A 24297-nucleotide genomic window follows, 5' to 3' on the forward strand; every position below is an offset into this window, starting at 1 on the left:
TTGATCGCCGGATGGCTATTGCTGCTGGCTTCCCTGCTTTACGTCGGGCTGCTGTTTGTCGTCGCCTACGTGGGCGATCGTCGACCGCTGTATCCACGGCAACCGCGTTTGCGGCCGGTGGTCTACAGCCTGGCGCTTGCCGTGTACTGCTCGTCGTGGACGTTCTATGGCGCGGTGGGCACGGCCGCGCGCGAAGGCTTGAGCTATCTGCCGATCTATCTCGGACCGATTCTGCTGTTCGTGTTCGGTTTTGGTCTGCTGCGTCGACTCGTGTTGCTGGCGCGCCAGCGCAACATCACGTCGATCGCCGATTTCATCGGCGCACGCTTCGGCAAATCGCACGGGCTTGCCGCGCTGGTCGCGGTGATTGCCGTCATTGCGGTGGTGCCGTATCTCGCGCTGCAGTTCAAAGCCGTGGCCATGTCTTATGCGGTGCTTGGCAGCCCTTCACCGCCGGGCACGTCGCAATTCAGCGACAGCGCCTTGTGGTGCGCGATCCTGCTCGCGACATTTGCGATCCTGTTTGGTACGCGCACGATCGATGCCACCGAACATCATCACGGCATGATGCTGGCCATTGCGGTGGAGTCGCTGATCAAGATCGTCGTGTTCGTCGTGCTGGCGGGTTACGCGCTCTGGCATGGGCCTGGCCTGGCGGCAACGGTACGCCTGCCGGCGGAACAGTTCTCCGAAGGCGTTTCGCCCGGGTTTCTCGCGCAGACGTTGCTCGCGTTCTGCGCGATGTTCTGTTTGCCGCGCCAATTCCAGATCGGCGTGGTGGAGTGCGAAGACCCGCATGACGTCTCGCGCGCACGTTGGCTGTTTCCCATCTACATGGCCATCATCAGCATTGCGGTGTTGCCCATCGTGGCGGCCGGCCTGCATCTGCCCCAGCTCCAGAACGGCAACAAGGACGCGTGGGTGCTTACGTTGCCGATGGCCTACGGCGATCGCGGCATGGCGCTGCTCGCTTTCATCGGCGGCTTTTCCGCGGCGACAGGCATGGTGATCGTGGCATGCGTGGCGCTGTCCACGATGATCAGCAACGACATCGTGATGCCCATGTTGTTGCGGGTACGCGCGTTCAAGCTGGAGCAGCGCGCGGATCTCTCGCAGCTGGTGCTGTTGGTGCGACGCATCGCCATCATCGCCCTCGCCGCCATGGCGTATGTCTACTATCGCGTCGTTGCCGATACCACCAATCTCGCGGCAACGGGATTGCTGGCATTCGCCGCCGTGGCGCAATTCGCCCCCGGCATCGTCGCTGCGCTCTATTGGCGGGGAGCAAGCCGCAAAGGCGTGGCGGTGGGATTGGCCGGAGGCTTCCTTGTGTGGGCCTATACGTTGTTGCTTCCTGCCATGAACCGCTCGGCGGATTGGCTGGACACCGGCCCCATGAACCTCAGCTGGTTGCAGCCCCAGGCGCTCTTCCACCTGAGTGGCTGGGACCCGGTGATGCATGGCACGTTCTGGTCGTTGCTCGTCAACGTGGCGTGCCTCATCTTTGTGTCGCTGCGCTTCCGCCCGAATCTTGAAGAACGCCTGCACGCGGCGATGTTCATCGATCCGTACGCGGTCGACAATCGCGGTGCGGGTGATTGGCGTGGCCGTGTGGCCGTCGCGGACCTGCGCACCATCGCCGAACGCATCGTCGGTGAACGCAGCAGCCAGCGCGCCTTCGAGGAATACGCGGAGCGGCGTGGCAAGCCGTTGCAGCCGGGTGAAGCCGCGGATCGCGCGCTTATCCAGTACACCGAGCGCTTGCTGGCTTCCGCTGTCGGTGCGGCTAGTGCGCGTCGCATCCTGATGGGCGCCTTGTCCGGTTCCGGCCTGGATATTGCCGAGGCGATGGCTTTGATGGAAGAAGCCTCGCAGGAACTCCGCTTCAATCGCGAGTTGCTTTCCACCACGTTGGAAAACGTGTCGCAAGGCATCAGCGTGGTCGATGCCCATATGCGACTGCTGGCGTGGAATCGACGCTACCTTGAACTGTTCGACTATCCCGATGGCATGGTCTACGTGGGTGTGCCGGTCGCCGATCTGATTCGCTGGAACGCCGATCACGGCGAGTGCGGTCCGGGTGAAGTGGAGGCGCATGTCGCCAAGCGTCTTGCGCATATGCATGCCGGTTCGCCACACGTGTTCCAGCGCATTCGGCCCGATGGTTCGGTGATCGAGATGCGCGGTCGCGCGTTGCCCGGCGGCGGCTATGTCACGACGTACACCGACGTCACTGCCTACAAGCATGCCGAGCAGGCGCTGATCGAAGCCAACGAAAATCTTGAGCAGCGCGTAGATCTTCGTACGGCGGAACTGAGCGAAGCGCTGAACTCAGCGGCGCACGCGCGACGCGAAGCAGAGATGGCCAACGCGTCCAAGACACGATTCCTGGCGGCGGCAAGTCACGATCTTTTGCAGCCCCTCAACGCGGCACGCCTGTTTACCGCCGCCCTGCGCCAGCATCCCGGTCTCGATGGTGAAGCGAGCTTGCTGGCCGAGCGCATCGACGCCTCATTCCGTGCAGCCGAAGACTTGCTCGATGCGTTGCTGGATACATCGCGCCTGGATGCAGGCAGCTATCGCGCCGACATCAGCAATGTCGCCCTCTCCGATCTCTTCGAATCGCTGAAGGCGCAATTCGCCGTGATCGCGCAACAGCGTGGACTTCGTCTTCGCGTGGTGCCGACCAAGCTCGCGGTGCGAAGCGACCCGCAGCTTCTTCGCCGCATCCTGCAGAACTTCATTTCCAACGCACTTCGTTACACCCGCGAAGGCGACATCCTGCTGGGTGCGCGGCGCATGGGCAACGAGGTACGCCTGGAAGTGTGGGATACCGGCCCCGGTATTGCGGAAGAACAGCGCGCGCGCATTTTCGGGGAGTTCCAGCGACTGGACCGACCGTCGCCCTGGGGCGAAAAAGGACTGGGCCTTGGCTTGTCCATCTGCGAACGCATCGCCGGCATTCTCAACCACAAGCTGGAGCTGGACTCGCGCGTGGGCAAGGGCAGTCGTTTCGCCGTACGCGTGCCGCGCGCCGAGAGCGCCATACCGCGTCGCCGTGCGAATGCGCATCCGGTATCGAGTGAGCAGTTGCCGCTGACGGTGCTGTGCCTCGACAACGACCCCGCCATTCTCGACGGCATGCGCGCGTTATTGCAGCGCTGGGGCGTGGACTGCCGCACGGCGCTTGATGTTGCGGAGGCGGAGCAGGAGTTGCGTCGCGGCGGCATCGACCTGGTGCTCGCCGACTATCATCTCAATGATGATCTCGATGGACTCCAGGCGCTCGATGATTTGCGCAGCGTGCTTGGCGAGTTGCCGCCGGTTGCGATGATCACCGCCGATGGCAGCAGTGAGTTGAAGCAGCGCGCACGTGCGCTGGGTTATCCCATCCTGCATAAGCCTGTGCGCCCCGCGGCTCTGCGCGCTCTGTTGAGTGCGCTGGTGAGGCGACAGACGGCTTGAGGCGGTACCCGCGCTTCAGTTTTCCTCATCGTCCGGAAGCGACGGCATGGCTTCCTGGTCGATGGCCAGGTGACTCGCTGCCAACGCGACCTGCGTGCGGTTGTTCACGCCCAGCTTCCGCATGATCGCCGTCATGTGCGCTTTCACGGTGGCCTCGGAAACACCCAGGTCATAAGCGATCTGCTTGTTGAGCAGACCTTCGGCGATCATGGTCAGCACGCGAAATTGCTGCGGCGTCAGCGTGGCTATGCGGTCGGCAACGGCCGCTTCGTCAGGCTTCAGTTCCGCGCCGCCACCGACCAACTGATGCGGCAGCCACACGTCGCCGTCGAGCACCTTGCGGATCGCCGTGATGATGTCTTCGCCCGGCGTCGACTTGGGAATATAGGCCGACGCGCCATGGGCGAGCGCACGACGCGCGACGGCCACGTCCTCGTGTCCGGAGACCACGATGGTTGGCAGCCCCGGGTTCTGCCCGCGGATATGAGCCAGCGCGGAATACCCACGTGCGCCTGGCATATGCAGGTCGAGCAGTAGCAGCTCGGCGTCGGGATATTGCTCGATCAGGCCCAGCAACGAATAGACGCTGTCGGCGCTGTGCACGCTGGCTTCGGGAATCGCTGCGACCACGGCACGTTGCAAGGCGTCGCGAAACAGCGGGTGGTCATCGGCAATAAGTACGTCAGGCATAAAATCCTTAGCTTCCCTGTAGGAGCGCACCCTGTGCGCGACCGCCGTTGGCGAGGCGGCTGATCAAGGGAGTGAGCGACGCGGTGCGGATGTTCATGGTGATTCATCACAGAGATACATCGTCGTTCCGCGGTCGCGCTCAGGGTGCGCTCCTACATGGGGTTTTCCAGGCTTATTTGATGAGTCGTTCGTCCACCAGATTCTTCACCACGCCCGGATCGGCCAGCGTGGAGATGTCGCCAAGCTGGTCAGGCTGGTTCTCGCCGATCTTGCGCAGGATGCGGCGCATGATCTTGCCCGAGCGCGTCTTCGGCAGGCCCGGCGCCCACTGCAGGAAATCCGGCGTGGCGATGGGGCCGATCTCCTTGCGCACCCAGGCCACGAGTTCCTTGCGCAGTTCGTCGCTGCCTTGTTCGCCGGCCACCAGCGTCACGAACGCGTAGATGCCCTGGCCCTTGATGTCATGCGGCGCGCCCACCACGGCGGCCTCGGCCACCTTGGGATGCGAGACCAGCGCGCTTTCCACTTCGGCCGTGCCAATGCGATGGCCGCTTACGTTGATCACGTCATCCACGCGACCGGTGATCCAGTAGTAACCGTCTTCATCGCGGCGCACGCCATCACCGGTGAAGTAGTTGCCCGGATACGCGCTGAAGTACGTGTCGATGAAACGCTGGTGGTCGCCGTATACCGTGCGCATCTGGCCCGGCCACGAATCGGTGATGATCAGGTTGCCTTCGGTGGCCCCGTCGAGCACGGCACCGCCCGCATCCACAATCGCCGGCTTGACGCCGAAGAATGGCAGCGTGGCCGAACCGGGGTTTTCGTCGATGGCGCCGGCCAGCGGCGTGATCAGGATGCCGCCGGTTTCGGTCTGCCACCAGGTATCCACGATGGGACAACGCTCATCACCCACCACGCGGTAGTACCACTCCCACGCTTCCGGATTGATCGGTTCGCCCACGGAACCCAGCAGGCGCAACGACGCGCGCGAAGCCTTCTTCACTGGGCCTTCGCCTTCGCGCATCAATGCGCGGATGGCGGTCGGTGCGGTGTAGAACAGCGTGACCTTGTGCTTGTCCACCACGTTCCAGAAGCGACTGGTGTCCGGGTAATTCGGCACGCCGTCGAACATCACCGTGGTGGCGCCGTTGGCGAGCGGACCATAGACGACGTAGCTGTGGCCGGTGACCCAACCCACGTCGGCGGTGCACCAGTAGACGTCGTCCTCGCGCAGGTCGAAAACCAGTTCATGCGTGTAGCTGGCATAGACGAGATAGCCGCCGGACGTATGCAGTACGCCCTTCGGCTTGCCGGTAGAACCGGAGGTGTAAAGGATGAAGAGCGGATGCTCCGCTTCCACCGGCATCGGCGGGCAATCGGTGGACTGGCCTTCCATCAGCGTGTGGTAGTAACGGTCGCGCGGCGACTGCATGGCCACGGCGCTGCCGGTACGGCGCACCACGATCACCGTTTCCACGCTGTTGGTGCCCGGGCGTTCCAGTGCGGCATCCACGTTGGCCTTCAGCGGGATCTTCTTGCCACCACGCACGCCTTCGTCGGCGGTCACCACCACCTTGCAGGTGGAATCGGCGATACGGCCGGCGAGCGAATCGGGCGAGAAGCCGCCGAACACCACGGAGTGGATGGCGCCGATGCGTGCGCAGGCCAGCATGGCCACGGCCGCTTCGGGGATCATCGGCATATAGACGGCTACACGGTCGCCCTTGGTCACGCCAAGGTGCTTGAGCGTGTTGGCGAACTTGCACACTTCGGCGTGCAATTCCTTGTAGGTGATGTGGCGCGACTCGTTCGGGTCGTCGCCTTCGAAGATGATGGCGGTCTTGTCGCCGCGCTCGGCCAGGTGGCGATCCAGGCAGTTGGCCGAGACGTTCAGCTCGCCGTCTTCGTACCAGCGGATGTGCAGGTCCTTGGGATTGAACGAGACGTTCTTGATCTTCGTCGGCGCCTTGCTCCATTCAAGACGCTGGCCGATCTTGCCCCAGAAGCCCTCCGGGTCCTTCACCGACTCGGCATAGAGCCGCTGGTAGTCGTCCTTGCGGACGCGGGCCTTGGCGGCGACATCGGGCTTGACGGGGTAGACCTTGCTCATCTTAAGGCTCCTGCGGCCGGCCCTGCCGGCCTCCTCTAGCGTTGAATGTGCCGCTCTCCACGGCGTAGCGCCCGAGTGTATCCGTTGGCCGGTGATCGGTACGTTTCCGCGTGAACATCCCCGGTTTCGACTTTGGTCGAGGTTCGACCAATGGTGAATAGGCGCTCGCAATGCAGCATGGACATGCTCGGGTGGTCATCTCGACCTGGGGAGGCCTGCCATGACACTGCCTACGACCGCCCGACGCCACCGCATCCTCGCGCTCAGCATTGCCTGTGCGCTATGTCTGCCGCTTGGCGTCCACGCGCAAAGCACGACCACCACCACGAAGACCAAGAGCGGCACGCGCGAACAACAACTCGAGCAACGCGTGAACCAGCTCGAACAGGAACTGGCCGAACTGAAGGCCATGATCCAGGAACAGAAGACCGCCACCACGCAGGCCACGCAAACGGCCCAGCAGGCGCAGGTTGCCGCCACGCAGGCGCAGACCACGGCGCAGGCCACCCAGACCAAGGTGGAAGCCGCGCCCAAGCCGCAGTTCACCACGGCACCGGGATTGTCGGTGGCGTTGCACGGTTTCATCGATGCCACGGTGTTCACGCAGGACAAGACCTTCTCCAACTACGGCAACGGCCAGAACGCCGAGTTGCCGGCGCCGCCCACCGCGGCCAACAAGGCCAACGGCTACACCGGTTCGCTCAGCGGTGCTGACGTGCGCAACACGCGCTTCTGGCTCGACTTCACCGGCGCCAGGTTGAACGACAACTGGAACGGCAGCGGTCGCCTGGAGATGGACTTCTTCGGTGGCAACAACGGCACCGGCGCCTACGCGCAGCAGCAGCCGCTTCCGCGCCTGCGCCAGGCCTACATGGACATCAACAACCCCACCTGGGGCACCACGGTGCGCATCGGCCAGATGTGGGATCTCATGTTCCCGCTGGAAAACACGCCGACGTCGCTGTCGCATATCGCCTTCCCGCTGGGTTATGGCCAGGGCATCGTCGGCTGGCGCTATCCGGGCGTGATCGTGATGCAGGATCTCAACCACGGCTCCGATGGGGTGAAGTGGCGCTTCGATGTCGCCGTGCTGGAAGGCAACTGGAGCGGCCCGCAGAACGCCGCGGGTACGTCCACCATCAATTACCTCAACGGCGGTGCGGCCAACTTCAAACCGCAGGTCGAAGCGCGCCTGCATGCGCAGGGCAGCGACTGGCTGGCGTATCTCACCGCGCATTACTCGGAAATCGACCTGCACGGCGTGGGCGATATCACCGCCAAGCCGCCGCGTGACAACCTGCAGAGCATCGGCTACGACCTGGGCGGCCAATGGAAGCCCGGTCCGTGGACCTTCAAGGGTTTGGTCTATACCGGCAAGGCGCTGGGTGAAATCTTTGGCGCCATGTCCCAGTTCGGCAACATCAAGGAAGCGGGCGGCTTCGCGCAGGCCAGCTACAACTTCACGCCGAAGTGGAGCGTCAACGGCTTCTTCGCCGCGGCGCGTCCCAACCGCGACGACGTGATGGCATGGACCGCGGCCGGTACGGCGGCCGCACCGGGCGTGGGCCTGCTGCGCAACAACATGTCTGCCTTGAGCCTGCAATATGCGTCGGGTAACTACGAGCTTGGGGTGGAATGGATTTATGACGACGTGCGCTACCAGCTGAAGAATTCCGCCTCCAGCCAGACCACGAACGGCAACCAGGTCAGCTTCAGCGGCATGTACAAGTTCTGACGCACGGCGGTGGCGGCGCGGAGGGCGTCGTCACCGGAACGACCGGGCAGGGCAACGGGAGGCGCTTTACCCGGGGAAGGGAAGGAAACCATACCGAGTGGCGTACGCCGCTCCGGTGGCTGGCAGGCCGAAACTGCCGCTACCGATCCGATTGGGCGTGACAACTGAGGGCTTCATCATGGCTACGACCGCCGTCGACATGCGGGGATCGCTCGACACCGGCCACCGCCGCGTCATCCTGGCTTCCAGCCTGGGCACCGTGTTCGAGTGGTACGACTTCTACCTTTACGGCTCGCTCGCCGCGCTGATCGGCAAGCACTTCTTCAGCGGGCTCAACGAAACCAGCCAATTCATCTTTGCGCTGCTCGCCTTCGCCGCCGGCTTCGCGGTGCGCCCGTTCGGCGCCATCGTGTTTGGCCGCCTGGGGGACATGATCGGCCGCAAGCACACCTTCCTCATCACCATCATCATCATGGGCCTGTCGACCTTCCTGGTCGGTGTGCTGCCCAACTACTCGTCCATCGGTGTGGCGGCGCCCGTCATCCTGATCTCGCTGCGTTTGCTGCAGGGCCTGGCGCTTGGTGGCGAATACGGTGGTGCGGCGACGTACGTGGCCGAACATGCACCCAAGGGCAAGCGCGGCCTGTACACCAGCTTCATCCAGATCACGGCCACGTTCGGCCTGTTCCTGTCGCTGCTGGTCATCCTGGGTTCGCGCCTGTGGCTGGGCACCGAGGCGTTCGAGGACTGGGGCTGGCGCATCCCGTTCGGCATCTCGCTGTTGCTGCTGATCGTGTCGGTGTACATCCGCATGCAGCTGCATGAGTCGCCGGTGTTCCAGCAGATGAAGGCCGAGGGCAAGCAGTCCAAGGCGCCGCTGACCGAAGCGTTTGGCCAGTGGAAGAACCTCAAGCTGGTGATCCTGGCACTGCTCGGCGCAACGGCCGGCCAGGCGGTGGTGTGGTACACGGGCCAGTTCTACGCGCTCTACTTCCTTACGCAGAGCCTGAAGATCGACGGCACCACGGCCAACCTGCTGATTGCCGCGGCACTCGCCATCGGCACGCCGTTCTTCGTGCTGTTTGGATGGCTATCCGATCGCATCGGCCGCAAGACCATCGTGCTCGCCGGCTGCCTGCTTGCCGCACTCACCTACTTCCCGATCTTCAAGGGCCTCACGCACTTCGGCAATCCCGCCATTGAAGCGGCGGCGGCAACATCACCGGTGAAGGTGGTGGCCGATCCCAAGGCGTGCAGCTTCCAGTTCGATCCCGTGGGCAAGGCGAAATTCACCAGCTCGTGCGACGTGGCCAAGAGCGCGCTGGCGAAGAAGGGCATTCCTTACTCCAACGTGGCGGCCGAACCGGGCAGCGTGGCGGAAGTGAAGATTGGTGATCGCACCATCAGCTCATTCGAAGGCGCATCGCTGGATGGCAAGGCATTCGCTGCGCAGAGCAAGGACTTCGGCACGCAACTCGGTGGTGCGTTGAAGGCAGCAGGCTATCCGGACAAGGCCGATCCCGCCCAGTCCAACTACGGCATGCTGATCGTGCTGCTGGCCATCCTCGTCTTCTACGTGACGATGGTGTACGGGCCGATTGCCGCGTGGCTGGTGGAAATGTTCCCCACGCGCATCCGCTACACGTCGATGAGCTTGCCGTATCACATCGGCAACGGCTGGTTCGGCGGTTTTGTTCCCACCATCGGTTTCATGCTGGTGGCGTGGAAGGGCGATATCTACTACGGCCTCTGGTATCCGATCATCGTGGCCATTGCCACGTTCTTCATCGGCCTGCTGTTCCTGCGGGAAACCAAGGACGTCGATATCGCCCATTGAGCGAAAGACGAGGCAGACAAAAGGCGCGACGGGTAACCGCCGCGCCTTTTGCTTTTGCGCTGACGCCGTGGCGGGAACTACACGCGGCGTATCAGTCCTACGATGACCAGCAACACCACCGCGCCGATCATGGCATGCAGCACGCTGTTGAGGATGGGGCCGCCCACGGCGAAGTGTACGCCAAGGCGAGGAAGCAGCCAGCCGGCGAAGAACGCGCCGATGATGCCGATCACGATATTGCCGAGCAGCCCGAAGCCAAATCCCTGCACGATGAGCCCGGCCAGCCAGCCGGCAATCGCGCCGATCAACAGGAAAATAAGCAGGCCTTCCACAGTCATCGCACGCTCCTCACATGGCATCGGTGCGCGAAGTATCCACAGCCGGCGGTCGCATGGGTGTGATGCAGGAACCTGCCTTCAGGGCGCGGTTGGCGATGTCAGGAAACCGTGCATGCCAAGGCGGTCACGGGTGACATCGATCGCGTCGCTCTACTATGGTCGCGGCCATGGCGAAGCACGGCACCGGGAGGGCGCCGCATGCCCCACGTCGAACGCGGAAGCGAAACACCCGAATCCGGCATGCGCATGCGTTGGCACCGCGCGTTGGGATGGAGCGCACTGGCGCTTGATCACCTGAAACCCGTGCGGGTGTCGCTGATCATTCTCGCCGTTGCGGTGTTCGTCGCCATTGGCGTGGACCAGGCGGCGGAACTCTTCCTTATCGCGCTGTGGACCGATCCCAACGCCTGGCGATATGTCGCCTTGCTCGCCACCAGCGCGTTGCTTGGCCTGGCGATGTGGCATGCCGCGCGCAACGCGTATCGCCTGAGCTATCCGCGATGGCCCGCATTGCAGGATGAACGCGCCGCGCCATTGCGCGACTGGTTACCGCGTGTACTCGGTGCGCTGGTTCCCCTGCTCGTTTGTCTTGGCTATGTGTTTGCGCTGGCCAAGTTGCCGCATGGACCTTGCGGCGTCGTCACTGATCATTGCGCGCAGCGAAGCTGGCGAGCGTTGGGCTTGCTGGCCGAGTCCGCTGCGCTGATCGTGTTTCTCACCACGCGCCGGCGTTTGTGGCGAGCGGTGGCACAGCGTGTTCCGCGCATGGCCGCGTTGGCCTCGCGGCCCCAGGATGAATCGCGAGTGTCGCGTATCCGCGATCTCGGCACCTTCCCCGTCGTGATGTATGTCGTTGTCGTGGCACTCAACGTGCTCGCCACGGTGTTGATCGCTTTCATGCCCGAACTGCTGGATGGCATCGGGCCGCTCGCGATCCTGCTCATCGCAGCCACCTTCCTCTGCTACAGCGGAGGCTTGCTGTGCATGATCGGCGATCGGCACGGGATTCCCTTGCTCACGCTCATGCTCTCGCTGACGACCGTGTTGCACGCCCTGCATCTGAACGACAACCACAAAGTGCGCCAGTACCCGACGATGAGCACGCACGAGCCTCCTGCGTTGCAGCCGGTGGATACACGGCCTGCGTTCGATGCTTACGTGGATGCGTGGCTGACGGACCGTTGCACGGGGCGTGATCCCTGTCCCGTGATCCTGGTTTCCTCGGAAGGTGGCGGCATTCGCGGCGCGGCCTGGACGGCGCAGGTATTGGGTCGGCTCACCGCGATAACCCAACCCGCTGGCGTGGTGAATGGCGAACCGCTGTTCGCCCGGTACATGCTGGCGGCAAGCGGCGTGTCGGGTGGAAGTCTGGGGCTGGCTGTCTATGTGGCGTCGTTGGCGCAACCGCAGCCCACGGACACATCGACGCTGGAGGCTCGCGCGCAAACCATGTTGAGCCATGACTTTCTCGCGCCCACGCTGGCCAACGCGTTCTTCGTCGACTTCACGCAACGCTGGTTGCCGGGCGCATGGATGGATGACCGTTCGCGTGCATTGACGCGTGCGTGGGAATCCGCGGCACGCAAGGAGGGCATGCCGGCATTCGCGCAGCCTTTCTCGGCGTTGTATGCACAGGGTGGCGCACCTGCATCGCTTCCCGCGCTGTTCCTCAACAGCACGACGGTGGCCGACGGCAAGCGGTTCGTCCAGCACCCGTTCCAGCCGATAGCCACGCCGCAACGGCAACCCTGGACGGCGGGTCTCGACGGTTCGAGCTGGCTCGATCCACGCGTACCGTTGAGCGAAGTGGTGCTCAACAGCGCACGCTTCACCTATGTCAGCCCTGCCGGCACTCTGGAGGCGCACATGGCCAACCCGCCGGTGCCTGCACGCATGCAGCTGGTTGACGGTGGCTACTTCGAAAACTCCGGCACCACGACCTTGCTTGAATTGATGCGCCTGGTGCGCGGTCGTGCCCGCTTGCATGGCATCGCCTTGCGTTTCATCGTTATCCACATCAGCAACGATCCCTTGATGATCGACTTCATCGATCAGCACGACCCGGCCCATCCCATGCCGCTCTATTCCGTCGCATGCCCTGCTGCGCCCGGCATGGCGCACGAGCACGTCAGCGGTGAAGCCATCGCACCGCTCGATGCCCTGCTTGGCACGCGCACGTCACGTGGCGAATACGCGCGCGTGCAACTGCTCAATGTTATGCATCCGGATGCAGCCAACCCGGGTGCGGGCGACATGCTTTGGCATTTTCGACTTTGCCCGGGCAATTACCCCATTCCCTTGGGATGGACCATTTCCTCGCCCGTGTTTAGCGAGCTGGGACGGCAGCTGGACAACTATCCCTTGCAAGCCATGGGCACCGCGTTGCGCGAGCAACTGGCGCCCGTGCCTTGATGCGCAAGGTGTCGCGCTGGCTGAGACATGGGCGGTGCACACTGGCGGCATGCCCGAATCCTTTCTTCCTCCGCAGGCCCTGAAGGGTCGTGGCGCCGCTTCCAACCCGGAAGGGCGCTTCGAGTCGATCCGCCATCGCGCGGAGGACGACGGCTGGCAAAGCCTGCTGCTCGACGAGCAGGCGCCGCGGCCGCGCACCGAGGTGACGGAAGAACGCGCGCGCAGCGTGATCACGCGCAACGATTCGCCGGACATCCATTTCGACCAGGCGCTCAATCCCTATCGTGGTTGCGAGCACGGTTGCATCTATTGTTTTGCGCGCCCATCGCACAGCTATATCAACCTGTCGCCCGGTCTCGACTTCGAAACCAAGCTGCGTGCCAAGAGCAACCTTGCCGAAGTGTTGCGACATGAACTGGCGCGGCCGTCGTACTCGGTGAGCCCGATCAACATCGGCAGCAACACCGATCCGTACCAGCCGATCGAACGTCGCTGGAGGCTCACGCGTGCGGCGCTGGAAGTGCTGGCCGAATGCAAGCATCCATGCACCATCGTCACCAAGAACGCGATGGTGGAACGTGACCTGGACATCCTGGCGCCGATGGCGAAAGAAAACCTCGTGCAGGTGTTTGTGTCCATCAATTCGCTGGACAACCATCTCGCCGCCAAGCTCGAACCGCGCGCGAGTGCGCCGCACCGCCGCATCAAGGCCGTGCGTGCCTTGCATGAAGCCGGTGTGCCGGTGGGCGTGCTGGTGGCGCCGATCATTCCGGCGTTGAACGATCGCGACATGGAAGCCGTGCTCGAACAGGCGGCGGATGCTGGCGCGAGTTGCGCGGGGTACACCACGCTGCGCCTGCCGTACGAGCTGAAAGCGTTGTTTCGCGAATGGCTGGCGTTGCATTTCCCACAGCGTGCCGCGCACGTGATGAGCCTGGTGCAGCAGATGCACAGCGGCCGCGATTACGACAGCGACTTCCGCACGCGCATGCGCGGGCAGGGGGTGTTCGCCGAACTCATCCGTCGCCGTTTCGATGTTGCCTGCCGCAGGCACGGTTTTGGCCGTGCCCGCGAACTGTGGCTGGATACGACGAAGTTCATGCCGCCGCGCAAGCCGTCACCGCAGGGGCAATTGTTCTAAAAGCGGCTCAACCGTTCGGCATGAACACGTGTGGACGCTTGCGCCACGCCGCCATGCCGCGGCGGCCGATCCAGGCCATGGCAATGGCCACCAGTGTCCACCCACCAAGCACGGCGACCACGAACGATGTGGCCGGCACCCATGGATGCTTGCCGACCGTGCTGCTGGGCAGGAACGACGTGCAGCCGAGCAGCAGGCTGATGGCGATCATCAGCGCGAAGGTGCCCCAGCCCGGCAGCGGTCGGCCCGCGACGATGCCGAGTACGCACACGATCAGCGCCGCGATGCAGCCAAGCTGACCCACCACGATCATCAGCATGGTGGTGCCGGCGGCGTGCGTGGCGATCATCATGCCGACGAGCAGGATCAACGCCATCACCTGCAGTCGCAATGGACGTCCAATGGCCGTGGACAGCAGGTGGCATTTGGCCGATGCGGCATCGCCCAGGCCTGGCATCAGTGCGAGCAGCGGCAGTTCGGCGTTGGGTTTGCGCCAGCGCTGCTGCATCAGCATCACGGTCATGAAGGTCATGCCCATGGCGCCGAACAGGCAGATCCAGCCACCCATCAACGCCAGGAACGGGTACCAGAACGACGGCGACAGGCCGTGGTCCTGCGAAAAGATGAGGAACATCACCAGGAACGGCAGTGTCATCGCGGCGAGCGTGGGAACGACGGCGCGTACACGCCCCATTGCCGTCAGCGGCAGATACCAGCCGCCCAGCGCAACACGCATGCTGTTGCTGGGATAGAGCGGACCGACGCGACGAAGATCGGCGCGGGGTTGCATCCAGTCCGGGCGCTGGCGCGCCTGCGCCGTGCTGTCCAGGCCGTTCATGCCACCCCAGCCGGACCACTGGCTGCGGCGGTATTGCAACACCAGTGCGCCCGACACGCCGGACTGGTTCTGCGGTGCCGTGGCTATCACCGTGCGCCAGCGCCAGGCGCACAGGACAAGCAGCGCCAGCAAGATCGCGCCGGTCAACAGCGTGAAGCGTGGATCGTCGACGCCGGGCAGATGGAATGTGCGCGACAAGCCGCTGAACAGCACGGGTACCACACCCGTGAACATGGCGAAGTAGCGCGGCAACAAGGCGAGGCTCAGGCCTCCCGCGATGGCGAGCGATGACACCAGGATCATCGGCGCAATGTCATTGCCGTCCGCGAGTGCGACCAGTACGGTCGGCATCAGGCTGAGCACCGCATAGAAGATCACCGCGAAGGTCGCGCTGCGTTTCAGTCCGGGAATGCAAAGCCAATGTGCATCCACCGCCAGCAACGTGATGCTGGAGAGATAGAACGCCCACAGATAGAACAGACCCGCGCTGTAGAGACCCACCACGGCCCACGCCCAATGGACCTTGCTGGAAAATATGCCCAGGCAAACAGCAGCGATCACGCACACGGCAAGCACGCCAAACGCAAGCCAGCGCATGGCGGCATGCGTGGAATACCAGGGAGCGGCCAACGCCGCGCGCGCGTTCATCCGGCAATCTCCACGAACAGGTCTTCCAGCCCCAGCGCATCAACACGTGCGCCGGGCAGATACGCGGCTTCCGGCCAGCGGCCATCTGCTTGGCGTTCAACCACCAGACTCAGACTGCCGTCGGCATGACGACGCTGGCCCAGCGTGTTCGACGGCGCGGCAGCGGACATATGCGCCGGAAGCCACAGTCGCGCGAAACGTTCCTTGGTGTCGTCCACCGGGCATTGCAGCAGCAACTTGCCGTTGTGCAGGAACGCGATGTCTGACGCCACGCGTTCCAGATCGGACACGATGTGCGTGGAGAACAGCACCGTGGTGCCTGCTTCACCCGCGCGCAATGCGATTTCGCGCAGCAGGTCGCGACGCGCGACGGGATCGAGAGCCGCCGCCGGTTCGTCGAGCACCAGCAGTTGCGGTTGCGACGCCAGGGCGCGGATCAGATCCACGCGCTGGCGTTCACCCGGTGAGAGTTTGCCGAGCACGCGGTTGGGCTGGATGTCCCACGCATGCAGCATGTCCTTGGCGAACCTGGCGTCCCACGCAGGATAGAAGCGACCCACGTAGTCGAGCATCTGTTGCGAGGTGAGCCAGGCCAGCGCCTCGGGTTGCTGCGGCACATACGCGATGCGCGCCTTGGCGCGATCGGACAGCGCGAGTGCGGGTTCGCCGAATACCCACGCAGTGCCGGTGTGCGGTTTGAGCAGGCCGACCATCGCGCGGATCAGCGTGGACTTGCCCGCGCCGTTGCGACCGATCAGGCCAAGCACGCTGCCCGGCGAAAGCGAGAGGTCGATGCCGTTGAGCACGGCACCGTCGCCGTAACCGTGGGTGAGGCCTTGCACCGCCAGCGGTGCGTCGTCGTCAGAGATGGAACGCAGTACGGCATTCATCGAACTACCCTCGCAGTCGAATCCCTTGCAGACCGGCGATGCTCGCCGGCGTTATCAATGCGTTGTTCAATCCTCGAGCAGGCGGCCCAGGCGTCGCAGCACCGGGTCCGACGGCAGCTCCAGTTCCTGTGCATGCCGGGCCAGCGCCTGCAATTGCGGCTCCAGCAGGGTCATGCGCTGTGCCTGGGTGGCATTGCCCCTGGTGGTGGCGGCCACCGCCATGCCCTTGCCGCGCAGGCGTTCGAGCAAGCCTTCGGTTTCCGCCATGCCGTAGGCGCGCGACACCGTCATCGGATTGATGGCGTGAAAACCCGCGACATCGCGCACCGACGGCAACAGGTCGCCTGCCGACAACTGGCCACCGGCAATCATCCGGCGCAGCTGTTCCACGATCTGCCGGTAGATGGGCTCGGCAGAGGTGGGTTGTATGGCGAACATCGAGGCATCCATGTGTATTAATACAACAATACACTTGGCCTGCGTGCAATAGGCCGGATGGCAGGGGCATGAAAAAAGCCGCCGGTGCGGACACCGGCGGCCTATGGATAACTGCGGGGAAACTCAGTTCGAGGGCGGCAGGTATTTCTGGAACCACATCAGTGCGCGCTGCAGTACATCGCGCTGGTGGTCCGCGTCGACAAAGTGATGGCCTTCGTTCGGATACACCACCAGCGACGTCGGCACGCCGAGCGCACGCAGCGCATGCCAGTACTCGAACGACTGTGGCGCCGGGCATTCCGCATCGCGGTCACCCACCACCACCAGCGTCGGCGACCTGGTCTGCTTGATGAAGTTGATCGCCGAACTCTTGGCGTACACCTGCGGGTCGTCGTACACCGACGCGCCGAAGAACGGGATCATCCACTGGTCGATCAGGTTCTGGCCGTAATAGCTCTGCCAGTTCGCGATGCCCGCGCCCGCCACCACGGCGCGGAAGCGCGTGGTCTGCGTGGGAATGAACATGCTCATGAAGCCGCCGTAGCTCCAGCCGGTGAGGCCAAGCCGCTTGTCGTCGACGGGCAGTGTCTTCTCGATGGTGTCGATGCCGGTGAGGATGTCGCGCAGGTCACCGTGGCCGAAGTCCTTGCGGTTCGCCTGCACATACGCCTCGCCCTGGCCAAAGCTGCCACGCGGGTTGGGCATGAACACGAAATAGCCCAGTGCAGAGAACGGCACGCCACCGAAGCCGACACCCGGCCAGCGCGGCATCACCGCGCTCGACGGACCGCCGTGCACGGTGACGATCATCGGGTAGGTCTTCTTCGCGTCGTAGTCGGCCGGATACAGCAGCCAGCCCTGCACGTGGCGACCTTCGTTGTCCCACTCCACCGACTCGGCCTTGCCCCAACCCGGCTTGAGATCGGCGTTGAAGCGAGTGACGGCTGGCGGCGGTGTGTCTCCCAGCGCGCCGGCATGCACTTCGGCCGCTTCCGCGTACGAGCTCTGGATGAAGGCAACCTTGGCGCGGTCGTTCGAAAGCGACAGCGCCATCTCCGCGCTGCCGTCGCCGATGCTGGCGGGCAGGGTGAACAGCGTGCGCGTGGGTGTCGCCGCCTGCGCGGTGACGTCGTACTCGGCGACCTGGCTCTGGCCGTTGCTGACCTGCGCCACCACCATCTTCTGTGCGCTGGTCCAGGCGAACCAGGCCGGCGTCACGCGCGTGTTGGGCGTGAGATTGGTTGGCTCGCCACCATTGGCGGCGACGGCGTAGATGTCGCCGCCCGTTGCACCCTGGTCGCTCATCAGGCCGCCGATGAAGGCAATGCGCTGGCCATCCGGCGACCAGCGCGGCAGCGCGATCTGCAGGCCGTGCAGCGAGCCCTTCACGGTGGTCGGATCGAGAATGGCGGTGGCCTTGGCCTCTGCCTGCGCGGCTTGCACGTAAAGCTTGGCTACCCACCAGTTGTTGTCGCCCGGCGGTGGTGCGCCGGTAAACGCGATGCGCTGGCTGTCCGGCGACCAGCCGAATTCGTAGACGTAGGTGTTCTCGGGCGAGAGCAGGTGCACGGCGCCGCCCGCGGCATCCACCGTGGCCACGCGCTGCACTTCCAGGCCATCCACGCCGATTTCGCCCGACGCCGGCTTGGCTGCATACACCGCGCTCGCGCGACGCGTGCCGTTGGGCACGTAGAGGAAGCCCAGCGACTTGCCATCCGGCGACCAGCTGAAACCCTGCGCCACGCCCGGCAACGTGGCCATGTGCCGCGGCGATTCCTTGGCCTGTGCGTCGGCGATCAACAGATCTTTCTGCCGACCACTGCCGCTGGTGCAATTGGCAACGTAGGCCAGATGACGCGAATCGGGCGCCCAGGCGGGATCAGTTTCGTTGCAGTCGCCTGCCTTGGCGTTGATGCGATGCGCGTTGCTGCCGTCGGCAGCCGCCACTTCGATCACGTCCCTGCCGGCCGTGCGCACGACCCAGGCGAGCTGGCTGCCATCCGGCGACAGCTGCACCGCATTGATGGCGCGGGCCTTGCCGAGGTCGGCGAGCAGCTTCTCAATGCGCGGATCGACAGCAGGCGCGGCGTGGACGGAGGAAACAAACGCCACCGCCATCAGAGGCAGCAGGAGGCGGGCAGGGTGTTGCATGGCACGAGCCTGTGTTGCGGGGAAAGGCCCAAGCTTACAGGCGCAGGAGCCCTGTGTAGGAGCGCACTTGTGCGCGACCGTCCGGTCGAGCCTATCGAGGCGTCTCGGGCCTGCGGTCGCGCACAAGTGCGCTCCTACACGAGACGATGGGGTACCTCAGTGGGTAGCCGCAGCCTGCTGCTGGCGCGCTTCCTGGATGGCCGCAATCTTCGCCCGGATGGCTGGCATGGCGGCCAGCGTGGCGCGCTCGCCTTCCATGATGGCCTGATCCTTCTGCTCGAAATCCGTCGCGCCGATCTGGTTCACCTTGGGGCGGATCACGATGTCCGCGCGTGCCAGCTCCTGCTCACCGAGCTTCTGGCCCATGATGCTGATGGACTGGTTGACGATGTTGAGCATGCCCTGTGGATTGCTGCCGCTGGCCTTGCTGGAGATATCCACAGCGATCCCCACATCCGCGCCGAGCTGGCGCGCAGCATCCACTGGCACCGGGCTCACCACGCCGCCGTCCACGTAATGCTTGCCGTTGATGTCCACCGGCTCGAACACGCCGGGGATGCTGCTGGAGGCGCGCACCGCCTGCCCGGTGTTGCCTCGCACGAACACCGTGCGCTGTCCGGTTTCCAACTGCGTCGACACGGCGGCGAAGGGCTTGTCGAGCTTGTCCAGCGGACGGTTCTTCACCATCTGGTTCACGTAGTCCTGCAGCTTCTGGCCCTGCACCACGCCGCCGGAGAACAGGCGCACGTCGCGGATGCTCGACTGATCCAGCGAAATGGCCGTTTCCTGCAGCTGGAACGCATCCATGCCGCTGGCATAAAGCGCACCGACCACGCTGCCGGCACTGGTGCCGGACACTACGTCCGGGCGAATGCCGTTGGCTTCCAGCATCTTGATCACGCCGATATGCGCAAAGCCCTTGGCGGCACCGCCACCGAGCGCCAGCCCAATGCGCAGCTTCACCACCGGCGGTGGCGCGATGGGCGCAGGCGGCGGCGTGGGCTTGGTGCCGAAGCAGGCGCACAGCACCAGGCTGGCGAGCAGGGGCAGGACAGGGCGAAAGCGGCGGATGGACGTCATGTCGATGGCGCAGGCGAGAAGAGGGAATGGCCGGCTCGCTGATCCATCAACAGGCCGGTGACTGGCGGGCGAGTGTAAGACCGCCAAGGGGCGTCATGATGGCGGGACGCGGCGCCCGTTGGGCGCCGGTCAGCTGCGGTAAGGCATCACCAGCGTGTCATCCCGGCGAAGGCCGGAGGCGCTTTCAACGGCTGACGTGCCGGTCATCCAGTATCGATAGGTCTGGATTGTCGCGACAAGACAATCCAGCGAACGATATCGCGGCAACCGACGACGACAGACCCTGGCTCCCGGCCTGCGCCGGTATGACGGCTGTGGGAACAGCGGCGAGATTCAACCCGCCGCGTCGGCCGTGACGTGGTAGTGCGTCGCCACTTCCACTTCCTTCTTCGAGCCAAGGAACACCGGCACGCGCTGGTGCAGCCCGGTCGGCTGAAGATCCATGATGCGCTCACGACCGGTGGTGGCCGCACCGCCCGCCTGTTCCACGATGAAGGCCATCGGGTTGGCTTCGTACATCAGGCGCAGCTTGCCGCCCTTGGACTTGATCTTGGCGTCCAGCGGATAGAAGAACACGCCGCCGCGCGTGATGATGCGATGCACGTCGGCCACCATCGAGGCGACCCAGCGCATGTTGAAGTCCTTGCCGCGCGGGCCGTCCGTGCCCGCGAGCAGCTCCCCGATGTAGCGCTGCATGGGCGCTTCCCAGTGGCGCTGGTTGGACATGTTGATGGCGAACTCAGCGGTCTCTTCCGGAATGCGGATGTCGCGACGGCTGAGGATGAAGCTGCCCACTTCACGATCCAGCGTGAATTCGTGCGTGCCGTGGCCGAACGTGAGTACGAACACGGTGGCCGGGCCGTACACCACGTAACCGGCGGCCAGCTGCGTGGTACCTGCCTGCAGGAAGTGCTCGGCCTTCGGTTCCGTGATGCCGTCCGGGCAGCGCAGCACCGAGAAGATGGTGCCAACGGAAATGTTCACGTCGATGTTGGAGCTGCCATCCAGGGGATCGAACAGCAGCAGGTGGTGACCCTTCGGGTACATGTCCGGAATGGGCTGCGGATCTTCCATTTCCTCCGACGCGCAGGCCGCCAGCTGGCCGCCCCAGGCGTTGGCTTCCAGCAGGATCTCGTTGGAGATCACGTCCAGCTTCTTCTGTGCCTCGCCCTGGATGTTGCCGGTGCCGGCCTCGCCAAGCACGCCGCCGATGGCGCCCTTGTTGGTGGCCACGGCAATGCGCTTGCAGGCGCGCGCCACGACTTCGATCAGGAGGGAAAGCTCGGCGTTGATGCGGCCGGCACGGCGTTCCTCGATGAGGAACTGGATGAGCGAGATGGACTTCATGGCAAACCCGCGGAAAAAGGTCCGCGTATTGTCCGGGACAAAACCGATACTTGTCAGCTCAAAAGCTGACCAGTGGGTTCATGTGTGTGTTCTGTAAACCTTTTCTGGTGAGCCACCAGCTGGCCCGGTCTACCCCTGTGGGAGCGCACCCTGTGCGCGACAGCGCCTCGCCGATATCGCGACAGCCGGTTGTCGATCTGCGCCATGGGGCGCCTGTCGCGCACAGGGTGCGCTCCCACATGGACTTCGCAGCGTCCTGCTGACAACACGCTGGCAGCAGGGGGTACGCAAACTGGGTCCCGTCAAAAGGAGGGACTCTCATGCGCGACACGGTGTATTTCCTGGCGTTCGATGGCTTCGCGGACTGGCATGCGGCGCATGCGCTCTGCGAGATCCGCCGTCCGGGCGAGTGGCAGTTGAAGACGGTGGGCTTCTCCATGCAGCCGGTGCTTTCCATGGCCGGTCTGCGCGTGGTGCCGGAGCTGACGCTGGAGGAGATGGATACCAAGCGCGCGGCGATGCTGATCGTGCCGGGTGGCTATCTGTGGGAACACGGCCATGACGACGAAGCCGTGGAAGCCGTGCGCCGCATGCATGCGGCGGGTACATCGGTAGCGGCCGTCGACAGTGGCGTGCTGGTGCTGGCCCAGGCGGGCATGCTGGATGCGCGTCGACACACCGGCAGCTGGCCGGGTCACCTCGGTGCGCATGTTCCCGCCTACACGGGTAGCGAGTTCTTTGCCGCCACCGCCCTCGCGGTGAGCGACGACGGCGTCATCACTGCCAGCCAGCTCGGCAGCGTGGAATTCGCCCGCGAGGTGATTCGCGCGCTCGATCTCTACAGCCCGAGCGATCGCGAGCACTGGTATCGCTTGTTCAAGCACGCCCTGCCGCCGCCGTGGTGCGCAGGTGAAGCCACCGCCGCTGTTGCGGCATGACTAGGAGAACGTCATGGCAGTTTCGCTTGGAAAGATCCTGATGGCCTACCGGCCGTTGTACCTGCGCGGCCTGTTGATGGATGGCCAATACCGCTTGCCCGTCAGCGAACCGAAACCCGCGCAGGGAACGAAGGAAAAAGTCAGCAAGGAAATCAGCGCCGCGCGCATGCCGGCATCACCGCGAACATGGCGAGGAGTACGTGCATGAAGCGCACGCATCAGGGAAGTTGCCATTGCGGCACCGTCCGCTACGAAGCGGATGTGGATCTCGCCGCCGGCACCGGGCGATGCAATTGCTCCATCTGCCGCAAGCTGCGTTTCTGGGGAGCCATGGCGGACCTGAAAACGTTTCGTGTCGTGAGTGGCGAAGACGCGCTGGTCGAATACCGCTTCGGCACCGACAGCACCAACAACCTGTTCTGCCGTCACTGCGGCACGCATTCGTTCCATCGTGGCTATGTCGAACAGATCGGCGGTGAATTCGTATCGGTCAACGTGGCCTGCCTGGATGACGTCAGCGACGAGGAGTGGGCCGCCGCTCCGATTCGCTATTCCGATGGGCGCGACAACAACTGGCGGAATGCGCCTGCCGTCACCAGCTATCTCTGATGTTTCCATCTCACCTTCCACGAGGATTGCGCCATGAGCGTGCCCAACGTGACCTTCTATCACGCACCCAACAGTCGCTCCGGTGGTGCCCGCGCGCTGCTGGAAGAACTGGGTGTGGGTTATGACCTGCAAGTGCTCAACCTGCGCAAGAACGAGCAGCATCAGTTCCCGTACACCACGGTGAATCCCATGGGCAAGGTGCCGGCCATCTGGCATCGCGGTGAACTGATCACCGAGCAACCGGCCGTCTATCTCTATCTCGCCGACCTGTATGCGGACAAAGGACTTGCACCACGCATCGACGATCCGTTGCGTGGGCCGTATCTGCGCTGGATGGTGTTCTACGGCTCGTGCTTCGAACCCGCCGCGGTGGATCGCGCGCTGAAACGCGAACCGGCGCCACCATCCACCTGTCCGTATGGCGATTGGGACACCATGTTCAACACCCTGGTAGCGCAGCTTGAACGCGGACCGTACATGTTGGGTGAGCGCTTCACCGCCGTCGACGTGTTATGGGGATGTGCGCTGAACTGGATGACGATGTTCAAGCTGGTGCCGGAATTGCCGGTGATCTGCGCCTATGTCGACCGCGTGATGAACAGGCCGGCGATGCGGCATGCCATGTCGCTGGATGCCGAGTTGGCCGCGGAGCAGGCGGAAGAACAGGCCGCCTGAGACAGCTCATGTCGTTGTCGTACAGCCCTGGTCGATACGCCATCGCGATGGTGGCGGAAGATAGCGCTCTCACTTCCCTGTCACGTTCATTCCGTGACTACCGGCGGTGGTTACGAACGCATTGCTCCGCCATCATTCACGAATGCGTCGCGCTGACCGACTCTTCCTCATTATTCACGCCCTGCGCGGTCGCCGCACCGCGCTGCAGGCGCGTCAGCTGGCGGGCACGCTTGGCGTATCGTTGCGCACGGTCTACCGCGATGTGGCCGACCTGCAGCTCTCCGGTGTACCCATCGAAGGCGAAGCCGGCGTGGGCTACCTGTTGCGCAAGGGCTCGGACATCCCGCCGCTGATGTTCACCGCCGACGAACTCGAATCGCTGGTGGTAGGCACGCGTTTCGTGCGTGCCTTCGCCGGGCAGAAACTGGCAGAGAGCGCACAGGCCGCGCTGCTCAAGATCGAAGCCGTGTTGCCGCCGGATTTGCGCGAACGCGCCACGCGTACGCGCATCTACGCACCCATCTGGCGTGACCAGACCAAGAGCGATTTCGCCGCGCTGATCGATCGCTTGAATGCGGCGATCACCGACAACCAGGTGCTCCGGCTCGATTACAGCGACGAAGCCGGCCGCACCAGCACGCGCGAAGTGGAACCGCTGTGCCTGGCCTTCTGGGGCGGTGCATGGACGCTGGGTACATGGTGTCGCCTGCGTGTGGGCTTCCGGAATTTCCGCCCCGACCGCATCTCCACGTGCACCATCACGGGTGAGCGATTTGGCGAAGCAGAAGGCAAGGATCTGGATGCCTACCTGCAAGCCATGCGCGGGTACTACGAGGGAATGGAAGGCTAAACACCCGCCGTCCCCGTGCTCCCTCTCCCCTCCGGGGAGAGGGTTGGGGTGAGGGGGGGGTGCTCGCCTCAACGTTGATCGCAGAACCAAGACAAAACAAAA

At 64.1% G+C, this 24297-nt stretch carries 19 protein-coding genes; 10 read left to right on the forward strand and 9 right to left on the reverse strand.

The annotated features are described in order from the left end of the window. On the forward strand, nt 1-3465 hold the full coding sequence (locus tag DK366_RS06130; protein ID WP_109124657.1) for a NahK/ErcS family hybrid sensor histidine kinase/response regulator: 3465 nt from the start codon (nt 1-3) through the stop codon (nt 3463-3465). Between the two features lie 15 nt (nt 3466-3480). On the opposite strand, the gene DK366_RS06135 is transcribed toward DK366_RS06130, so the two are convergent. After that, on the reverse strand, nt 3481-4155 hold the full coding sequence (locus DK366_RS06135; RefSeq protein WP_109124658.1) for a response regulator transcription factor: 675 nt from the start codon (nt 4153-4155) through the stop codon (nt 3481-3483). 172 nt (nt 4156-4327) lie between these two features. Beyond that, nucleotides 4328-6268: an acetate--CoA ligase gene (gene acs / locus DK366_RS06140; RefSeq protein WP_109124659.1), complete on the reverse strand. Its 1941-nt coding sequence runs from the start codon at nt 6266-6268 to the stop codon at nt 4328-4330. Nucleotides 6269-6488: 220 nt separating this feature from the next. On the opposite strand from acs, the gene DK366_RS06145 reads away from it, so the two are divergent. Then, the gene (locus DK366_RS06145) at nt 6489-8003 is read left to right on the forward strand and encodes a hypothetical protein (protein ID WP_109124660.1); all 1515 of its coding nucleotides are present in this window, start codon (nt 6489-6491) and stop codon (nt 8001-8003) included. A 178-nt stretch (nt 8004-8181) separates the two neighbouring features. Next, the gene (locus DK366_RS06150) at nt 8182-9840 is read left to right on the forward strand and encodes an MFS transporter (RefSeq protein WP_109124661.1); all 1659 of its coding nucleotides are present in this window, start codon (nt 8182-8184) and stop codon (nt 9838-9840) included. 77 nt (nt 9841-9917) lie between these two features. On the opposite strand, the gene DK366_RS06155 is transcribed toward DK366_RS06150, so the two are convergent. Further along, the gene (locus DK366_RS06155; protein WP_109124662.1) at nt 9918-10178 is read right to left on the reverse strand and encodes a GlsB/YeaQ/YmgE family stress response membrane protein; all 261 of its coding nucleotides are present in this window, start codon (nt 10176-10178) and stop codon (nt 9918-9920) included. A gap of 198 nt (nt 10179-10376) precedes the next feature. On the opposite strand from DK366_RS06155, the gene DK366_RS06160 reads away from it, so the two are divergent. Both DK366_RS06160 and DK366_RS06165 read left to right on the forward strand, forming a co-directional pair. Further along, complete coding sequence (locus DK366_RS06160) at nt 10377-12590, forward strand: hypothetical protein (protein ID WP_109124663.1); 2214 nt, start codon at nt 10377-10379, stop codon at nt 12588-12590. A gap of 49 nt (nt 12591-12639) precedes the next feature. After that, nucleotides 12640-13731: a PA0069 family radical SAM protein gene (locus DK366_RS06165; RefSeq protein ID WP_109124664.1), complete on the forward strand. Its 1092-nt coding sequence runs from the start codon at nt 12640-12642 to the stop codon at nt 13729-13731. 7 nt (nt 13732-13738) lie between these two features. Here DK366_RS06165 and DK366_RS06170 read toward each other — a convergent pair whose 3' ends face one another. The 6 genes from DK366_RS06170 to DK366_RS06195 all read right to left on the reverse strand — a co-directional run bounded on the left by DK366_RS06170 (nt 13739) and on the right by DK366_RS06195 (nt 21123). Beyond that, nucleotides 13739-15217, reverse strand: coding sequence for a hypothetical protein (locus tag DK366_RS06170; RefSeq protein ID WP_109124665.1), 1479 nt, complete (start codon nt 15215-15217; stop codon nt 13739-13741). Continuing rightward, nucleotides 15214-16107: an ABC transporter ATP-binding protein gene (locus DK366_RS06175; RefSeq protein WP_109124666.1), complete on the reverse strand. Its 894-nt coding sequence runs from the start codon at nt 16105-16107 to the stop codon at nt 15214-15216. Before DK366_RS06175 ends, DK366_RS06170 begins: the two co-directional genes overlap by 4 nt. A gap of 66 nt (nt 16108-16173) precedes the next feature. Next, nucleotides 16174-16557, reverse strand: a complete 384-nt coding sequence (locus tag DK366_RS06180; RefSeq protein ID WP_109124667.1) for a GntR family transcriptional regulator — start codon at nt 16555-16557, stop codon at nt 16174-16176. 111 nt (nt 16558-16668) lie between these two features. After that, nucleotides 16669-18696 (reverse strand): S9 family peptidase, encoded by a 2028-nt coding sequence (locus DK366_RS06185; protein WP_109124668.1) that lies wholly within the window; start codon nt 18694-18696, stop codon nt 16669-16671. Nucleotides 18697-18852: 156 nt separating this feature from the next. Further along, nucleotides 18853-19776: a patatin-like phospholipase family protein gene (locus DK366_RS06190; protein ID WP_109124669.1), complete on the reverse strand. Its 924-nt coding sequence runs from the start codon at nt 19774-19776 to the stop codon at nt 18853-18855. A 333-nt stretch (nt 19777-20109) separates the two neighbouring features. After that, nucleotides 20110-21123, reverse strand: a complete 1014-nt coding sequence (locus tag DK366_RS06195; protein WP_109124670.1) for a class 1 fructose-bisphosphatase — start codon at nt 21121-21123, stop codon at nt 20110-20112. A 320-nt stretch (nt 21124-21443) separates the two neighbouring features. Here DK366_RS06195 and DK366_RS06200 point away from each other — a divergent pair, with 320 nt between their 5' ends. From DK366_RS06200 to DK366_RS06220, 5 genes are all read left to right on the forward strand, one after another. Next, a complete protein-coding gene (locus DK366_RS06200; protein WP_109124671.1) occupies nt 21444-22061 on the forward strand; it encodes a DJ-1/PfpI family protein in 618 nt (205 codons plus the stop codon). Nucleotides 22062-22074: 13 nt separating this feature from the next. Then, on the forward strand, nt 22075-22269 hold the full coding sequence (locus tag DK366_RS06205; RefSeq protein WP_109124672.1) for a hypothetical protein: 195 nt from the start codon (nt 22075-22077) through the stop codon (nt 22267-22269). After that, nucleotides 22266-22670, forward strand: a complete 405-nt coding sequence (locus DK366_RS06210) for a GFA family protein (RefSeq protein WP_109124673.1) — start codon at nt 22266-22268, stop codon at nt 22668-22670. The genes DK366_RS06205 and DK366_RS06210 overlap by 4 nt, the downstream gene beginning before the upstream one ends. Before the next feature lie 33 nt (nt 22671-22703). Further along, a complete protein-coding gene (locus DK366_RS06215) occupies nt 22704-23345 on the forward strand; it encodes a glutathione binding-like protein (RefSeq protein WP_109124674.1) in 642 nt (213 codons plus the stop codon). Between the two features lie 142 nt (nt 23346-23487). Next, nucleotides 23488-24195, forward strand: a complete 708-nt coding sequence (locus tag DK366_RS06220; protein WP_109124675.1) for a YafY family protein — start codon at nt 23488-23490, stop codon at nt 24193-24195. Nucleotides 24196-24297: the final 102 nt, after the last annotated feature.

This window comes from Dyella sp. C11 (assembly GCF_003121485.1).
GTDB lineage: Bacteria > Pseudomonadota > Gammaproteobacteria > Xanthomonadales > Rhodanobacteraceae > Dyella.

Excerpts from the sequence above, each read along its gene's own strand:
- DK366_RS06165 (WP_109124664.1), top strand. The coding sequence starts at position 12,640 with ATGCCCGAATCCTTTCTTCCTCCGCAGGCCCTGAAGGGTCGTGGCGCC.
- DK366_RS06195 (WP_109124670.1), bottom strand. The coding sequence starts at position 21,123 with ATGAAGTCCATCTCGCTCATCCAGTTCCTCATCGAGGAACGCCGTGCC.
- acs (WP_109124659.1), bottom strand. The coding sequence starts at position 6,268 with ATGAGCAAGGTCTACCCCGTCAAGCCCGATGTCGCCGCCAAGGCCCGC.
- DK366_RS06200 (WP_109124671.1), top strand. The coding sequence starts at position 21,444 with ATGCGCGACACGGTGTATTTCCTGGCGTTCGATGGCTTCGCGGACTGG.
- DK366_RS06145 (WP_109124660.1), top strand. The coding sequence starts at position 6,489 with ATGACACTGCCTACGACCGCCCGACGCCACCGCATCCTCGCGCTCAGC.
- DK366_RS06205 (WP_109124672.1), top strand. The coding sequence starts at position 22,075 with ATGGCAGTTTCGCTTGGAAAGATCCTGATGGCCTACCGGCCGTTGTAC.
- DK366_RS06170 (WP_109124665.1), bottom strand. The coding sequence starts at position 15,217 with ATGAACGCGCGCGCGGCGTTGGCCGCTCCCTGGTATTCCACGCATGCC.
- DK366_RS06175 (WP_109124666.1), bottom strand. The coding sequence starts at position 16,107 with ATGAATGCCGTACTGCGTTCCATCTCTGACGACGACGCACCGCTGGCG.
- DK366_RS06210 (WP_109124673.1), top strand. The coding sequence starts at position 22,266 with ATGAAGCGCACGCATCAGGGAAGTTGCCATTGCGGCACCGTCCGCTAC.
- DK366_RS06150 (WP_109124661.1), top strand. The coding sequence starts at position 8,182 with ATGGCTACGACCGCCGTCGACATGCGGGGATCGCTCGACACCGGCCAC.
- DK366_RS06220 (WP_109124675.1), top strand. The coding sequence starts at position 23,488 with ATGCGTCGCGCTGACCGACTCTTCCTCATTATTCACGCCCTGCGCGGT.
- DK366_RS06215 (WP_109124674.1), top strand. The coding sequence starts at position 22,704 with ATGAGCGTGCCCAACGTGACCTTCTATCACGCACCCAACAGTCGCTCC.
- DK366_RS06180 (WP_109124667.1), bottom strand. The coding sequence starts at position 16,557 with ATGGATGCCTCGATGTTCGCCATACAACCCACCTCTGCCGAGCCCATC.
- DK366_RS06190 (WP_109124669.1), bottom strand. The coding sequence starts at position 19,776 with ATGACGTCCATCCGCCGCTTTCGCCCTGTCCTGCCCCTGCTCGCCAGC.
- DK366_RS06160 (WP_109124663.1), top strand. The coding sequence starts at position 10,377 with ATGCCCCACGTCGAACGCGGAAGCGAAACACCCGAATCCGGCATGCGC.
- DK366_RS06135 (WP_109124658.1), bottom strand. The coding sequence starts at position 4,155 with ATGCCTGACGTACTTATTGCCGATGACCACCCGCTGTTTCGCGACGCC.
- DK366_RS06155 (WP_109124662.1), bottom strand. The coding sequence starts at position 10,178 with ATGACTGTGGAAGGCCTGCTTATTTTCCTGTTGATCGGCGCGATTGCC.
- DK366_RS06185 (WP_109124668.1), bottom strand. The coding sequence starts at position 18,696 with ATGCAACACCCTGCCCGCCTCCTGCTGCCTCTGATGGCGGTGGCGTTT.